The following is a 16,990-nucleotide window of genomic DNA, read 5'->3' on the forward strand; positions in this document are numbered from 1 at the left end:
ATAAATTTAAAATTATATTTTAATTACAAGGAAAAAATATGTGTTCACGAAGAGAATTAGCTAATGCAATTAGAATGTTAAGTATAGATGCTGTTCAGAATGCAAAATCTGGACATCCTGGTATGCCTATGGGAATGGCAGATATTGCTGAAGTTTTGTGGCGAGATTTTTTACAACACAATCCAAAAAATCCTAATTGGAATAACCGTGACCGTTTTATACTCTCTAATGGACATGGTTCTATGTTGTTGTATAGTTTATTACATCTTACCGGATATAATCTATCAATTCAAGAATTAAAAAATTTTAGACAACTCAACTCAAAAACTCCTGGACATCCTGAAACAGGTGAAACACCTGGTGTTGAAACAACTACTGGCCCACTAGGACAAGGATTAGCAAATGCTGTTGGTATGGCTGTTGCAGAAAAAACCTTAAGTGCATATTTTAATCGACCAAACTATAATATAGTTGATCATTACACTTGGGCTTTTGTAGGCGATGGTTGCTTGATGGAAGGTATTTCTCATGAAGTATGTTCTTTAGCTGGAACTTTAAAACTCGGTAAATTAATTATATTTTATGATAAAAATGGTATTTCAATAGATGGAGAAACATCTAATTGGTTTACAGATGATACAGTACAACGTTTTAAATCTTATAATTGGCACGTATTAGATAATGTTAATGGTCATGACGCAGAATCTATAAGAAAAAATATAGAAGAAGCAAAATTGATAACAGATAAACCTTCAATTATTATTTGTAATACTATTATTGGTTTTGGTTCTCCTAATAAGTCAGGAACTGCAGAATCACATGGTGCCCCTTTAGGAGAAAAAGAGATTAATTTAACAAGACAAAAATTAGATTGGAAATATCCTGCTTTTCAAATACCAACTAAAATTTATGAGAAATGGGATTTTAGAAAAAAAGGTTTAGAACTTGAAAAAAAATGGAATAAAAAATTTTCTTCATATCAATCTGAATATCCTGATTTATCAATTGAATATTTAAGACGAATCAATAAAGAATTACCTATTAATTGGCATGAAAAAACAAATAATTATATTAATTTTTTACAAGATAACCCAAAAAATATTGCTAGTCGTCAAGCTTCACAAAATTCATTAGAAGAATTTAGTAAGATATTGCCTGAATTAATAGGTGGATCAGCAGATTTATCACCTAGTAATTTAACTAAATGTTCTCATTCTTCTTCTATTACTGATAATTCATCTGGAAATTATATTCATTATGGAGTACGTGAATTTGGAATGACAGCTATAGCAAATGGTATTTCTCATCATGGAGGTTTCATTCCATATACTGCTACATTCTTAATTTTTGTTGAATACGCACGTAATGCAGTTCGTATGTCTGCTTTAATGAATACTAAGCATATTTTTGTATATACGCATGATTCGATTGGATTAGGAGAAGATGGTCCGACGCATCAACCAATAGAACAACTATCTAGTTTACGTATGACTCCAAATATAGATGTATGGAGACCTAGTGATCAAGTAGAAACAGCAGTGGCTTGGAAATATGCAATTGAAAAGAAATCCGGACCAACTGCATTGATTTTATCACGCCAAAATCTATTTCAATTTGACAGAGAACCTAAACAATTAGATGAAATTTATTATGGAGCATATATATTATATGATTCTAAAAAAACACTTGATATTATTTTTATATCAACTGGTTCAGAGTTAAATATTACTTTATTAGCTGCAAAAAAAATTGCTTCTTTAGGTTATTCTGTACGTGTTATTTCAATGCCTTCTACTAATGTTTATGATCAACAAGACGATTCTTATAAAGAATTTCTATTACCATCTTATGTAACTAAAAGAGTTGTTGTTGAAGCTAGTATAGAAGATTTCTGGTATAAATATGTGGGAATTAATGGTTTAATTATTGGAATGAAAACTTTTGGAGAATCAGCTCCAGCAGAAGATTTATTTGAAAAATTTGGTTTTACTATTGACAATATAGTAAGTAGATCTTTAAATTTACTAAAGTCTTAAGTATTATGATTTTTTGAATAGTTATGGGGCTTTTTATAAAAGCCCCATTTATTTTTTTTAAAAAAGTGAAATATATAAAATTAAAATAAATTAGGAAAAGAAATGATTTGTTCAATAACAAAATTAGCACAAAAACTCATTCGAATTCCTTCTATTAGTCCGCAAGATTTAGGTTGTCAGGATATTATTATAGAACGTTTAAATAAAATTGGATTTAAAGTTAAAATTATCAATATAAATGATACAAAAAATTTTTGGGCTGTAAGAGGTAATACTGGAAAGACATTAACATTTGCAGGGCATACAGATGTAGTATCGCCTGGTTTAAAAAAAGATTGGAATACTGATCCTTTTGAACCGATAATTAATAATGGATTTTTATTTGGTCGAGGATCCTCAGATATGAAAGGTGCCTTAGCTGCCATGATTGTAGCAGTTGAGAGATTTGTTAAAAAATACCCATTTCATGTAGGACGTTTATCTTTTCTTATTACTTCAGATGAAGAATCTAATGCTATTGATGGAACTGTGAAAGTAGTAGAGTATTTAATGTCTAAAAATTATACAATTGATTATTGTTTAATAGGAGAACCATCTAGCAATACCAAAGTTGGTGATGTTATTAAGAATGGTCGACGTGGTTCTATCACAGCTAACTTAACTATCCACGGCGTACAAGGTCATATTGCGTATCCTGAGTTAGCTGATAATCCTATACATAAAGGCTTGCCTATTATTTTAAAGATATTATCTATTAGTTTCGATCATGGAAATGATTTTTTTTCTCCAACTACTATTAATATTGCTAATATTCATGCAGGAGATGGAACTAATAATATTATTCCGGGGTCTTTATTTGTTCAATTTAATATTCGGTTCAGTACTGAAGTGTCTGACATAGAGATTAAATCTAAAATTCAAAAAATATTGAATCAAAATAATATAAATTATTCTATAAAATGGTATCTTTCAGGTCAACCGTTTATTACTAAAACAGGTGTATTATTAGATACAGTTATAAAGTCGATTGTACATTTTAATAAAATAAAACCTATTTTGTCTACTTCAGGTGGCACTTCTGATGGTCGATTTATTTCATTGATGGGTTCTGAAATAGTAGAATTAGGATTAATTAATCGTACTATTCATAAAGTGAATGAATGTGTAAAGATAGCTGATTTACAATTATTAACTCTTATTTATGAAGATGTTATGAAAAAACTATTCGTTTAATTTTTTAAAAATTTAATTAGACAGTAGTTATGATAATGAATGCAGATTATCATAAAGATAATCTGCCTTAATAACCATTAATCATGCTTTATTTAATAGAAAAATATTATTCAATATTTTTTATTATTCTTTAAAAATTATTTATATAGGAGGAAATATATTATAATTTTCTCTTTGTAAATCTTGTTTTGTATAGGGAATATTATATTTTTTGTCTTGATCAGGGATAGTAATACCTTTTGGAACTATTAATGTTTTAAATTGATTTTCTTTTTCATCAAATAAAAAAAACTTGTTTTTTTTAAAATCTTCTAAGGTACAAGATGTTATTAGAAAAAAATTAATAATTTGAAATGTTATAATGATAACTTTAAAAATTTTTTTTTATATGTTTTATAATTTTTGTAGATTAGCATATTGAAGTGCTTTTTCAAGTTGTAAGCGTGTGGAATTTAAAATTGGAGTTAACGGTAATCTAAGTGTATCATTTTTTATTAATCCAATTTTTTTGGCTAACCATTTAACTGGAATAGGATTAGGTTCTATAAACAATGCTTCATGTAATAACATCAAACGTTTATTTATAGTTCTAGCATTTATAAAGTCTCCTTTTAATGCATAGGAACAGATTTGCATCATTTCTTTTGCAGCAATATTAGCTGTTACTGAAATAACACCTTGACCACCTAATTGCATAAAATCTAATGCTGTTGCATCATCTCCGCTAATTAATAGAAAATTTTTTTTGACTAGTTCTTTGATTTTATTGATTCTAGATAAATCACCAGTTGCTTCTTTTATTCCTATAATATTTTGAAATTTAGATAGTTTAGCTACTGTTTCTGGAAGTAAATCACATCCAGTACGACTAGGAACATTATATAAAATCTGTGGTAATTCAGTATTTTCTGAAATAGCTTTAAAGTGTTGATATAATCCTTCTTGTGTTGGTTTATTATAATATGGAGTAACTGTTAAACATCCTGAAATTCCAGATTTTTCAAATCTCTTTGTTAAAGATATAGCTTCTGTTGTAGCATTTGCGCCTGTTCCTGCAATAATTGGAATACGTTGGTCAGCTAATTCCAAGGTCATCATAACAATATTTATATGTTCTTCTTGACTTAGTGTTGCAGATTCTCCGGTTGTTCCAATGGAAACAATAGCTCTAGTTTCATTGCAAATATGGTAATTGATCAATTTTTTTAAACTGGTACGACAAATCTGACCTTTTTCGTCCATGGGTGTGATTAGTGCAACGATACTTCCTGTGAACATTAGTTTGCCTCCATAAAAATTACTTTATGGTATGTTTTGATATATATCTACAATAAAGTATATCAAAATTATGAATGTAATATTTTAAAAAATTATTTCATTTTAAATATAAAAGTATTATAGGATATAATATCTATCATACATTATGAATAACTTTATATTATAAAAAATATATTTGATGAATTTGTAAAAAAATAAATAAAATTTCTGATCTCATTTATTCTTATAAAGAATACATTATATAATGAACATATTTATAAATAGAACTATTGTCGTCTTATTTTTAGTCCCTAATTTTATTATAAAATTAGCATATTTTTATCGTAAAAAACTGTTTTTTTTATTATGCGTATAATAATGTTTATAATATGAGAGATAATATAGAGTTTTGTAATAATAAAAATATATAAATTTTGATTATTAGTTTTTAATCACATTGAGAGAATTTTATCTTTAGAGAAAAAATTAAAAATCAATTTATTCATAAATGATAAATATATTATTAAAATATTATGTTTTGCATCACACTAATTTTATATCAGAAATTTTTTTATTCAAGAAGCTACTAAATAATATATAATTTAGTAGCATTACTATTATTAAAAATATTTTAAAAACAACTATTTTTTACCACATTGAGCTCGAAATCTTAATAGGTGATCCATTAATATAATAGCAACCATTGCTTCAGTTATCGGTACAGCACGTAATCCTACACATGGATCATGTCGACCTCTGACAATAATTGGTGCAGTTTCGTTTTTATCATTTATTGTTTTACCTTCTTTCTTAATACTTGATGTTGGTTTAAATGCTGCTTGTAAAATAATTTTTTCACCATTACTAATACCACCTAAAATACCTCCACAATGATTACTTAAGAATCCCTTTGATGTCATTTCATCACGATGTTCGCTTCCTTTTTGATTGACTACTAAAAATCCATCGCCAATTTCAATTCCTTTTACTGCATTGATACTCATTATAGCATGTGCTAAGTCAGCATCAAGGCGATCAAAAACTGGTTCTCCTAATCCTATAGGGACATTTTCAGCTATAATAGTTATTTTAGCTCCAATAGAATCTCCTGTTTTTTTTAAAACTTTCATCATATTTTCAAGTTCTGGAACTTGTTTAGAATTAGGACAGAAAAAAGGATTTTTTTCTACTTCTTCCCAAGATTGAAATAAACATTCTATATTACCAATAGATGATAAATATGCTCGTACGGTTATACCATATGTTTGATTAAGATATTTTTTTGCAATTGCACCTGCAGCAACCCGCATAGTGGTTTCTCGAGCGGAAGATCTTCCTCCTCCACGATAATCTCTAATTCCATATTTTTTTTCATAAGTGTAGTCAGCATGGCCTGGTCTAAATAAATTTTTTATGACGCTATAGTCTTCTGAACGTTGATCGCTATTATGAATTATTAAACCAATACTTGTCCCCGTTGTAACACCATTGAAAACTCCAGAAAGTATATTAATTTCATCTAATTCACGACGTGGAGTTGTGTAACGAGAAGTTCCCGGTCGTCTACGATTTAAATCGTATTGTATGTCTTCTTTAGAAATTTGTAGACCTGGTGGTGTTCCATCAATTATACATCCTAATGCTTTACCGTGTGATTCACCAAAAGTAGTTACACAGAATATTTTACCAATTGTATTTCCAGACATTTATATTCTTCTATCTTATCAAAGTGAAATAATATAACTATACAGAATAAATACACAAAAATGCTTTTTTATTTTTTAAAAATTAAAATAAATAGAATTTTAATAAAAATTAATCTATAAAAATTTACTCATTTATCATTTTTTATTTGTTGTTTTTATAAAAACTAAATTATATAATTATTAGAAAAAAATAATAAAAAATTTAAATCAAAAAATGTATGTTTTACATTTATTAATTTTATTGGTAAAAATAACTATGAATAAAAATAGCGGATGTACTATTAATTCTAGTATTTTATTTCGTCAATGGTTAAATGGTACTCGCGAAATAGTGCAAGATACTATTTTCCATTCTAGAATTGATAAAAAAGATAATACTAACATAGTATATAAGCGTATAGTTTTTGAACAAGATGCTCATAGTCATTATTTTTCTTGTAGAAATAAAAAAGATTTATTTAAAGATGATCCAGTTTCTTATGTTCGTCATAAAAATTCGTATAATATTTTAAAAAATTTAAAAAAAGGAAAATATAATCCAGATATTTCTCTTGATTTACATGGATTAACACAATATGAAGCACAAAAAGCATTAGGTGAGTTAATTACAACATGTCAAAAAGAAAAATTTTTTTGTGCACATATCATGCATGGATATGGTAAACATATTTTAAAACAACAGACACCTTTTTGGTTATCTCAACATCCAGATATCATAGCTTTTCATGAAGCTCCTAAATTTTTTGGAAGCGATGCTGCAATTATAGCCATCATTGAAATTAACTCTTAATTTTAAAAACATAAATATTTCAAGTAAAGATGCTTTTATTACTTTAATAAAATTAATGATTTTATTATTGTAAATTTGATGAAGCATATTTTTTAGTATTTATCAAGAATTTTATGAATAATTTTTATTTATTATATTTAAATTTTACGATAACATCATTGATAGTTCATATGTTATATAATAAGTTTTCTAATTAAAATAGAAAAATTTTTTTTAAAAACCCGTATTTTTTGGGTTTTTTTATTTTTCATAATATATGAAAAATTTTTAAGGAATTTGAAATATGTTTGATAATAATCGTGTACGTATAGCGATGCAAAAAACTGGTCGTTTAAGCAGTGATTCTATAAAATTACTGACATCTTGTGGAATTAAGATTAATTTAAAACAGCAAAAATTAATAGCTTTTGCTGAAAATATGCCTATTGATGTGATGTTAGTACGTGACGATGATATTCCTGGATTAGTAATGGATGGTGTAGTAGATCTTGGAATCGTCGGAGAAAATGTTCTTGAAGAAGAATTATTAAATCGCATATCTCAAAAATCAGAATATTCTTATGTCACTTTAAGACGACTTGATTTTGGGATTTGTAGGTTATCTTTAGCTTTACCAGTTAGTACTGTATATTCTGATATAAGATGTTTCAGAAATATTAGAATTGCTACTTCATATCCTCATTTGCTAAAAAAATACCTAGATAAAAAAAATGTTTCATTTAAATCATGTATGTTAAATGGTTCAGTAGAAGTTGCACCAAGAGCAGGTTTAGCTGATGCTATTTGTGATTTGGTTTCAACGGGAGCAACATTAGAAGCAAACGGTTTACGTGAAGTACAGGTAGTATATCGTTCGCATGCATGTCTTATTTGCAAGAGTGGAGATATTAATGATATAAAGAAAGAAGTTATTAATAAATTGATGACACGCATTAAAGGTGTAATTAAAGCGCGTGAATCTAAATACATTATGTTGCATGCTCCTGTAAATAAATTAGAAGAAGTAATATCTTTATTACGTGGAGCGGAAAGACCAACTGTTTTAAAATTAGCCGGTGATAATAATCGCGTAGCAATGCATATGGTAAGCAGTGAAACACTATTTTGGGAAACAATGGAAAAATTAAAATCTTTAGGAGCTAGTTCAATTTTAGTATTACCGATTGAAAAGATGATGGAGTAAAAAATAGTGGAATTTTTTAAAAAAATTATATATTGGAATAAATTAGATTCTAATACTCAAAAAAAAATATTATTAAGACCTGTATCAAAAGATAATAAGATCAAAAAGATTGTTCAAGATATTATAGAAGAGGTTAAAAAAATAGGTGATGAAGCTCTAAAGAAATATACTTTTATATTTGATAAATACAAAATAAATCAATTTCAAGTACTTGAAAAAAAAATTTTTGATGCTTCTAATAGTATTAGTCAAGAATTAAAAGATGCCATTTTAGTTGCAAAAAAAAATATTACAAGTTTTCATCAGGCTCAGATACCATATAAAATAGATCTTGAAACTCAAATTGGAGTGCGTTGTCAGCAAATTCATTTGCCTTTAAATTCTATAGGAATTTATATTCCTGGTGGAACAGCACCTTTGTTTTCAACTGTTTTAATGCTTGCTATACCAGCTAAAATTGCTGGTTGTAAAGAAATTGTTCTTTGTTCTCCACCTCCTATTAGCAATGAAGTACTTTATACAGCTCATATTTGTGGTGTTAAAAAAATTTTTCAAATTGGAGGTGCTCAAGCTGTAGCAGCACTTGCTTTTGGTACACAAACTATTTCTAAAGTAGATAAAATTTTTGGACCAGGAAATGCTTATGTAACAGAAGCAAAACTACAAGTTAGTTCTCTTTTTGGTGGACCAGCAATAGATATGTTAGCAGGACCTTCAGAATTATTAGTAATTGCAGATCACCTTGCTAATCCAGATTTTATTGCGGCAGATCTATTATCACAAGCGGAGCATGGTGTATCTTCTCAAGTAATTTTATTAACACCATCTGAAGATTTAGCACAAAGAGTTATTATTTCTGTTAATGAACAGTTAAAAAAAATACCTAGATTACAAGAGCTATTAATGTCATTAAAAAATAGCGCTATTATTGTTGCTAAAAATGTATTGCAATGTGTTCAAATATCAAATAAATATGCACCCGAGCATTTAATTATTCAAACAGAATCACCTAGGAAAATACTAGATCATATTTTTAATGCTAGTTCTGTTTTTTTAGGTCCATGGTCTCCTGAATCTGTAGGTGATTATGCGTCTGGAACAAATCATGTTTTACCAACATACGGAAAATCAACTACTCATTCTGCTTTAGGATTATCTGATTTTCAAAAACGTATACTTATTCAAGAACTTAGTTCAAAGGGATTAATAGAACTATCTAATACTGTTCAAATTTTATCTTCTTCAGAAAAACTAGAAGGCCATAAAAATGCTGTAAAAGTTCGAATAGATTTTTTAAAGGAGAAAATATGATAGATAATATGCTTAAATTAGCTAGGATTAATATACAAAAATTAAAACCCTATCAATCTGCAAGACGCATAGGAGGAGAACATGGTGACATATGGTTAAATGCAAATGAATCACCAATATCTGTTCTTTTTAAATTAAAAAAAAAATCATTTAATCGTTATCCAGAATGTCAGCCACTTAATTTAATATCTGCTTATGCAAATTATTCTAATTTATGTAATGATCAAATTTTAGTTACAAGAGGTGCAGATGAAGGGATCGAATTATTAATTAAAGCTTTTTGTGAACCAGGAAAAGATGCAATTATTTATTGTCCTCCTACTTATGATATGTATCGCATAAATGCAAAAATATATGGAGTGGAAGTAAAAGAAGTTCCTACTATTAAAAATAGTTGGCAATTAGATATATTAAATATTAAATTGAATTTAGATAAAGTAAAGTTAATATATATTTGCAATCCTAACAATCCCACCGGTAACGTTGTTTTTAAAAAAGATCTTTTATTTTTGTTAAAAATAACTTTAGGTACTGCTTTAATTATTATAGACGAAGCTTATATTGAATTTTTTCCTCAAGAAAGTATGTCTTTCTATTTAAAAGATTATCCTAATTTAATTATTTTGAGAACATTATCAAAAGCTTTTGCTTTAGCAGGAATAAGATGTGGTTTTACTTTAGCAAGAAAAGATGTTATTGATATTTTAAACAAAGTAATTAGCCCTTATCCCATTCCTGTACCTGTTTCTGATATAGCTATTCAAGCTTTAGAAAAAGATGCTATTAAAACTATGAAAAGTAGAGTGTCAGATCTAAACGCCAATCGTACTTGGTTAGTTAATAAATTAAAGAAGATAAGTTGTGTAAAAAAAATTTTTGATAGTAGTGCTAATTATATATTGGTACAATTTTTTATGTTTGAAAAAGTATTTTGTACTTTATGGGAGCAAGGTATTATTGTAAGAAATCAAAGTGATAAAATTAATTTGAATCAGTGTTTGAGAATATCTATAGGAACACGTATGGAATGTGAGCGTTTGATTGAAGAGATTCAATTTTTTTCTAAAAAATTTCATTTTTAAAAAAGAGGTATTAATGAAAGAAAAAATATTATTTATTGATCGTGACGGCACATTAATAGACGAACCTATTAAAGATTGTCAAGTGGATGAAATTACTAAACTAGTTTTCAAAAAAAATGTAATTTCTTCATTGTTTAAATTAATACAATTGAACTATAAATTAATTATGATTACAAATCAAGATGGACTAGGTAGTGAAAAATTTCCTTGGGTAAATTTTAATATACCTCATTCTTTTATGTTAAATATTTTCCGTAACGAGGGCATAATATTTGAAGATGTATTAATTTGCCCTCATTTTTTGGAAGATAATTGTGAATGTCGCAAACCAAAGACAAAAATGATAGAACCATGGTTGAATAAAATCGATCTCAAACATAGTTATGTTATTGGGGATAGAGATACAGATTTAGAAATGGCTAAAAAAATTCAAGTAACAGGTATCAAATATAAAGAAAATACATTTAATTGGATTCATATAGAAAAAGAAATAATTAAAAAAAATCGATATTCAGAAATTTTTAGAGAAACAAAAGAAACTAAAATAAATGTGCAAGTATGGTTAGATTTAGAAGAACATAGTAAAATTAACACTGGTATAAAATTTTTTGATCATATGTTAGAACAATTATCAATTCATAGTGGCATTTGTATGCATATTGTAGCTAAAGGTGATCTGCATATTGATGATCATCATACAGTAGAAGATATAGGAATTGTATTAGGAGAAGCTTTATTAGAGTCTTTAGGTCAAAAAAAAGGTTTGTCTAGATTTGGTTTCTATCTGCCTATGGATGAGAGTAGAGCAAATTGCATTATAGATATATCTAATCGTCCATATTTAAAATTTCAAGCAAATTTCAAGCATAAAATGGTTGGTGATCTTAGTACGAATATGATAGAACATTTTTTTTATTCTCTTTGTTATTCTATGAAAATAACATTGCATTTATTTTCAGAAGGTACAAATGATCATCATTGTGCTGAAAGTATATTTAAAGTTTTTGGGCGTGCATTACGTCAAGCTATTAAAATTGAAGGAAATATGTTACCTACTTCTAAAGGGATTTTATAATGGATATAGTAATAGTAGATACTGGCTGTGCTAATTTAACTTCGATTCAAGTAGCAATTAAAAGATTAGGTTATAATTCTATAATAACTTCTCAACCTTCTATACTATCAAAGTCTAAAAAAATTTTTTTACCTGGAGTCGGTACTGCTTCTGCAGTTATGAAAGTATTATCTGAAAAAAAACTAATTAATATTATTAGAGACTTTAAGAAACCAATTTTAGGAATATGTTTAGGAATGCAACTTCTTTGTAATTTTAGTGAAGAATGTCAGGGAGTTAAAACTATTGGTATAATTCCAACAGCTGTCCTACGTTTAAAAACTAATAACTTACCGCTACCACATATTGGATGGAATCAAATTGCATTTGATACATTTCATCCTTTATTTGAAAAAATATCAAATAATTCTAGATTTTATTTTGTCCACAGTTATATTGTACCTATTAATCAATATACATTATCTACTACAGATTATGGTATAAATTTTAGTTCAGTGATACAAAAAAATAATTTTTTTGGTGTCCAATTTCATCCGGAAAAGTCTGGTCATGTAGGATCTCAATTGTTAAAAAATTTTTTGGAGATGTAATTTAATGATTATACCTGCGTTTGATTTTATTAATGGTCAAGCAGTGCGTTTGTATCAAGGTGATTATTCTAATAAAAAAAAATATGATGTAAATCTAAAACGTTATTTAGAAGAATATAAATTAAAAGGAGTTAAAATTATTCACTTAGTAGATTTAGACGGAGCTAGAAATAGTAAAAATAGACAATTAAAATTATTTAAAAATATATTATCTTATACTACTATTCCATTGCAAATAGGAGGTGGTATAAGAAGTGTAGAAGATATTAATATGTTTTTAGATTTAGGAGCTAAAAGGATAGTTATTGGATCTTCTATTATAAATAATAAAGTTGAAGTAAAAAAATGGCTTAAAATATATGGGTCAGATGCAATTGTTTTAGCATTAGATGTAAATATTGACAGCTATAATAATAAAGTAATATGTATTAACGGTTGGCGAGAAAAATCAAAGATTACTTTAGAACAAATTATTGAATATTTCTCACCATATGGATTAAAACATGTATTATGTACTGATATATCTAAAGATGGAACATTGCTAGGTCCTAACATTGAATTATACAAAGAAATTTCGAATTCTTTTCAACATATAAAATTTCAAGCCTCTGGAGGCATAGGAACATTGCAAGATATTATTTCTTTAAGAAAAACTAAAATTACAAGTGTGATTATTGGTCGCAGTTTACTGGAGAAAAAATTTAGAATAGAAGAGGCCTTAAAATGTTGGCAAAACGGATCATAGCATGTTTAGATGTTAGTGACGGTGTAGTAGTAAAAGGCGTTCAATTTAAAAATCATCAAATCATGGGTAATATAATCCCTCTTGCTCAACGTTATGCAGATGATGGCATAGATGAATTAGTTTTTTATGATATTACTGCTGCCACAAAAAATACATTAGTTAATCGAAACTGGATAGAAAAAGTTGCTAAAGTGATAAATATTCCTTTTTGTGTTGCTGGAGGAATTAAAAGTGTAGAAGACGCAAAAAATATTTTATCTAGTGGTGCAGATAAAATATCAATTAATTCTTCAGCTTTAATAAATCCGAATTTAATCACTAAAATTTCAGAACGTTTTGGTGTTCAATGTATGGTAGTAGGAATTGATTCTTGGTTTGATGAAGAAAAAAAATGCTATATGGTACAACAATATACAGGAGATGTTAATAAAACCTATCAGACTAACTGGAAAACATTTGAATGGATTAAAAAGGTTCAAGAAAAAGGAGCAGGTGAAATTGTTTTAAATATGATGAATCAAGATGGATTACAAAAAGGTTATGATCTTATACAACTGAGTCAAATAAGAGATATTTGTAAAGTTCCATTAATTGCTTCAGGAGGTGCTGGAAAAATAAAACATTTTTATGATGCATTCTATAAATCTAATGTAGATGGTGTTTTAGCTGCTTCTGTTTTTCATAAAAATTTAGTAAATATCAAAAAATTAAAAGATTTTTTAATTCAAAAAGGAATGGAGATCAGAACGTGTTAACATCACAAGATTTATTAAATCTAAATTGGCTTAAAACTGATGGTATGATACCAGTAATAATACAAAATTTTTTTTCAAATAAAATTTTGATGCATGGGTATATGAATAAAGAAGCATTATTAAAAACTCAAAAAAATGGTTTAGTTACATTTTATTCTCGTACTAAAAAACGTTTATGGACTAAAGGAGAAGAATCAGGAAATTATTTAAAAGTAATTGAAATAACTACAGACTGTGATTATGATACATTATTAATTTTAGTTGAACCATTAGGAAAAACCTGTCATTTAGGGAATTCAAGTTGTTTTCTTTTAAAGAAATCTAATATGACTTTTCTTGTTGAATTAGAAAATATTATAAAAAAGAGAAAAAAAATATATAAAAATAATTCTTATACATCTGAATTATATAAATCAGGAACTAGTCGAATAGCACAAAAAGTAGGTGAAGAAGCTATAGAAACAATTTTAGCAGTGATGAAAAAAGAGAAATTAGAAATAATTAATGAATCTTCAGATTTACTTTATCATTTTATTGTTTTATTACATGATCAAAATTTAAATTTAAATATTATTCTTGATAATTTGCAAAAAAGAAATATTAAAAAATTATCAACTGACTCTCAATTAATTTAATTATTATTTTAATTAAATAAGACACTCGTTATTCAAAGAATAAATTTATAGTGTTTCAATTTCAAAAAAAATTCAATAATATTAAACACATATATCTTATAATCAATCATCTTTATTTTTTAAAAAAATTTATTAGATTAACATACAAGTAAATTTTTTTTATTTAAATGTCAAACACAAATATAAAAAACATTTATCTGTATTTAAATTGATAGAAAAACTATTTTTTAAATTTTATTTTGCTAAATGAAAAATTGAAAATAGTCATAATATCATTTATTGTGTAAGAGAGTAAATAAAGAATATTAATTTAGAAATGTTTTTAGTATATTTTTTAGTTGGAGAGAAAAATGTCAAAACAACAAATTGGTGTTGTGGGAATGGCAGTAATGGGGCGAAATTTAGCATTAAACATTGAAAGTAGAAATTATACTGTGTCTATATTTAATAGAACATCTTCTATAACAAAAGATGTAATTAATCAAAATAAAGGAAAAAATATTTTTCCATATTTTACTATAAAAGATTTTGTTAACTCATTAATTAAACCTAGATGTATTTTATTGATGGTGAAATCAGGTCAAGCAACTGATGATACTATTAAATCAATTATACCTTATTTAGAAAAAGAAGACATATTAATTGATGCAGGAAATACTTTTTATAAAGATACTATTCGACGAAATGATGAATTATCTCAATACGGAATTAATTTTATTGGAATGGGAGTGTCTGGGGGTGAATTAGGAGCATTACATGGTCCCTCAATTATGCCTGGCGGTCAAAAAGAAGCATATGAACTTGTTTTTCCAATGTTGAAAAAAATATCAGCCAAGTTTCAAGATGATCCATGTGTAAGTTATATTGGTCCAAATGGAGCAGGGCATTATGTTAAAATGGTTCATAATGGTATTGAATATGGTGACATGCAATTAATTTCAGAAGCATATTTTTTATTAAAATATTTATTACGTATGAACAATAAAGAATTATCAGATATATTTTCTAAATGGAATAAAGGTGAATTAAATAGTTATTTAATTGAGATAACAAAAGATATTTTTCTTGAAAAAGATAGAAATAACAAATATTTAATAGATTTCATTTTAGATGTTGCAGAAGACAAAGGTACTGGTAAATGGATAAGTCAAAATGCTTTAGAACTTCGAGAACCTCTTTCGTTAATAACTGAATCTGTTTTTTCACGTTATTTATCTTCTCTTAAAAAACAACGAACAGTAGCATCGAAAATATTAAAAGGACCTATAATAGAAGAGTTAATTAAAGATAAAGATAATTTTACTGAAGAAATTAGACGTGCTTTATATTTAGGGAAAATAATTTCTTACGCACAAGGTTTTTCCCAATTAAAAAAAGCTTCAGAAAAATATTCTTGGAATTTAAAATATGGTGAAATTGCTAAAATTTTTAGATCTGGTTGTATTATCCGAGCTAATTTTTTACAAAAAATAACAGAAGAATATTCTAATAATAAAGATATAGTTAATTTATTATTAACACCTTATTTTTCAAAAATAGCTAATAAATATGAAAAATCACTACGTAAAATTGTTATTTATGCAATAAAATATGGAATTCCTATTCCTACTTTTTCTTCAGCTATATCTTATTATGATACTTATCGTAGCTTAAATTTACCAGCTAATCTTATCCAAGCTCAAAGAGATTATTTTGGTTCACATACTTATCAAAGAATTGATGAAGAAGGTTATTTTCATACTAATTGGGCTATTAAAAAATGACAGTAATCTTAATGATATTGAAATAATTCATATCGTTATTATACTTATAATCTCATTTATATCGCTCGATTATTAAAAAAATAAATAGCAGACGATTTTAAAAAATATCTCTGCTATTATAATCTATCAATTTTCTAATATATTTATTATATTTTTATAGTGGATAATTTTAAAAAATATATCTATTATATAACGGGAATAAAAATGCGTTTATGTGATAAAGATATTGAAGAATGGTTAACAAGAAAAGAATTAATTATTGAACCCTATCCAAAAAAAGAATTAATTAATGGAATTACTGTTGATATACATCTTAGTAATAAATTTCGTTTTTTTTATGATCATGTTAGATCGCATATTGATTTAAGTGATTCAAAAAAAAATACAGCTTTAGCATTATCTGAAGTTATGAGTACTGAAAGATTATTTTCTAAGGAAAAACCATTATTTTTACAACCAGGTTCTTTAGTTTTATCTTCTACTTTTGAAAATATTATTATTCCTAATAATTTAGTAGGTTGGTTAGATGGTCGATCTTCTTTAGCTCGTTTAGGCTTAATGATTCATGCTACAGCACATCGAATTGATCCAGGATGGAGAGGAAATATTGTTTTAGAAATTTTTAATGCGGGAAAATTAACTTTAGTATTACGTCCTAAAATGAGAATTGCGGCACTTAGTTTTGAACTTCTTTCTCAATCAGTTTTACGTCCTTATTATTCTCGTTATGAAGCTAAATATAAAAGCCAAAATGGAGTTGTTCCTAGTCGTATTGATGAAGAATAGAATATTTTTTTTATTTAAAAAAGGAATAGTTTACGATTAGTTT

15 protein-coding genes are annotated in these 16,990 nt (G+C 26.8%); 13 read left to right on the forward strand and 2 right to left on the reverse strand.

The annotated features are described in order from the left end of the window. Nucleotides 1-38: 38 nt before the first annotated feature. Both tkt and dapE read left to right on the forward strand, forming a co-directional pair. Nucleotides 39-2,036 carry a transketolase gene (tkt, locus tag BUMPG002_RS00470; RefSeq protein ID WP_025368741.1) on the forward strand — a complete coding sequence of 666 codons (1,998 nt, stop codon included), beginning with the start codon at nt 39-41 and terminating at the stop codon, nt 2,034-2,036. 102 nt (nt 2,037-2,138) lie between these two features. After that, nucleotides 2,139-3,269: a succinyl-diaminopimelate desuccinylase gene (dapE, locus tag BUMPG002_RS00475; protein ID WP_025368742.1), complete on the forward strand. Its 1,131-nt coding sequence runs from the start codon at nt 2,139-2,141 to the stop codon at nt 3,267-3,269. 393 nt (nt 3,270-3,662) lie between these two features. Here dapE and dapA read toward each other — a convergent pair whose 3' ends face one another. After that, entirely contained in the window at nt 3,663-4,547 is an 885-nt protein-coding gene (dapA, locus tag BUMPG002_RS00480) for a 4-hydroxy-tetrahydrodipicolinate synthase (protein ID WP_025404217.1), read from the reverse strand. 620 nt (nt 4,548-5,167) lie between these two features. Then, the gene (gene aroC, locus BUMPG002_RS00485) at nt 5,168-6,232 is read right to left on the reverse strand and encodes a chorismate synthase (RefSeq protein ID WP_025368744.1); all 1,065 of its coding nucleotides are present in this window, start codon (nt 6,230-6,232) and stop codon (nt 5,168-5,170) included. Nucleotides 6,233-6,488: 256 nt separating this feature from the next. Between aroC and smrB the strand changes: the two genes are divergently transcribed. From smrB to dcd, 11 genes are all read left to right on the forward strand, one after another. Continuing rightward, nucleotides 6,489-7,022, forward strand: a complete 534-nt coding sequence (smrB, locus tag BUMPG002_RS00490) for an endonuclease SmrB (RefSeq protein WP_025368745.1) — start codon at nt 6,489-6,491, stop codon at nt 7,020-7,022. Between the two features lie 283 nt (nt 7,023-7,305). Next, a complete protein-coding gene (hisG, locus tag BUMPG002_RS00495; RefSeq protein WP_025368746.1) occupies nt 7,306-8,205 on the forward strand; it encodes an ATP phosphoribosyltransferase in 900 nt (299 codons plus the stop codon). A gap of 6 nt (nt 8,206-8,211) precedes the next feature. Then, complete coding sequence (gene hisD, locus BUMPG002_RS00500) at nt 8,212-9,516, forward strand: histidinol dehydrogenase (protein WP_025368747.1); 1,305 nt, start codon at nt 8,212-8,214, stop codon at nt 9,514-9,516. After that, nucleotides 9,513-10,598 (forward strand): histidinol-phosphate transaminase, encoded by a 1,086-nt coding sequence (gene hisC, locus BUMPG002_RS00505; RefSeq protein WP_025384565.1) that lies wholly within the window; start codon nt 9,513-9,515, stop codon nt 10,596-10,598. The genes hisD and hisC overlap by 4 nt, the downstream gene beginning before the upstream one ends. A gap of 13 nt (nt 10,599-10,611) precedes the next feature. Continuing rightward, entirely contained in the window at nt 10,612-11,673 is a 1,062-nt protein-coding gene (hisB, locus tag BUMPG002_RS00510; RefSeq protein WP_025368749.1) for a bifunctional histidinol-phosphatase/imidazoleglycerol-phosphate dehydratase HisB, read from the forward strand. Continuing rightward, a complete protein-coding gene (gene hisH / locus BUMPG002_RS00515; protein WP_025368750.1) occupies nt 11,673-12,263 on the forward strand; it encodes an imidazole glycerol phosphate synthase subunit HisH in 591 nt (196 codons plus the stop codon). Before hisB ends, hisH begins: the two co-directional genes overlap by 1 nt. Nucleotides 12,264-12,267: 4 nt before the next feature. Then, complete coding sequence (gene hisA, locus BUMPG002_RS00520; RefSeq protein WP_025368751.1) at nt 12,268-13,008, forward strand: 1-(5-phosphoribosyl)-5-[(5-phosphoribosylamino)methylideneamino]imidazole-4-carboxamide isomerase; 741 nt, start codon at nt 12,268-12,270, stop codon at nt 13,006-13,008. Beyond that, nucleotides 12,987-13,763, forward strand: a complete 777-nt coding sequence (hisF, locus tag BUMPG002_RS00525) for an imidazole glycerol phosphate synthase subunit HisF (protein WP_025368752.1) — start codon at nt 12,987-12,989, stop codon at nt 13,761-13,763. The genes hisA and hisF overlap by 22 nt, the downstream gene beginning before the upstream one ends. Then, a complete protein-coding gene (hisIE, locus tag BUMPG002_RS00530; protein ID WP_025368753.1) occupies nt 13,757-14,398 on the forward strand; it encodes a bifunctional phosphoribosyl-AMP cyclohydrolase/phosphoribosyl-ATP diphosphatase HisIE in 642 nt (213 codons plus the stop codon). Before hisF ends, hisIE begins: the two co-directional genes overlap by 7 nt. 350 nt (nt 14,399-14,748) lie before the next feature. After that, nucleotides 14,749-16,161: an NADP-dependent phosphogluconate dehydrogenase gene (gndA, locus tag BUMPG002_RS00535; RefSeq protein WP_025368754.1), complete on the forward strand. Its 1,413-nt coding sequence runs from the start codon at nt 14,749-14,751 to the stop codon at nt 16,159-16,161. Nucleotides 16,162-16,365: 204 nt separating this feature from the next. Beyond that, entirely contained in the window at nt 16,366-16,947 is a 582-nt protein-coding gene (dcd, locus tag BUMPG002_RS00540) for a dCTP deaminase (RefSeq protein ID WP_025368755.1), read from the forward strand. The last annotated feature ends 43 nt before the right edge of the window (nt 16,948-16,990 follow it).

This window comes from Buchnera aphidicola str. G002 (Myzus persicae), assembly GCF_000521565.1.
In the GTDB taxonomy this organism is placed as follows: Bacteria; Pseudomonadota; Gammaproteobacteria; order Enterobacterales; family Enterobacteriaceae; genus Buchnera; species Buchnera aphidicola_C.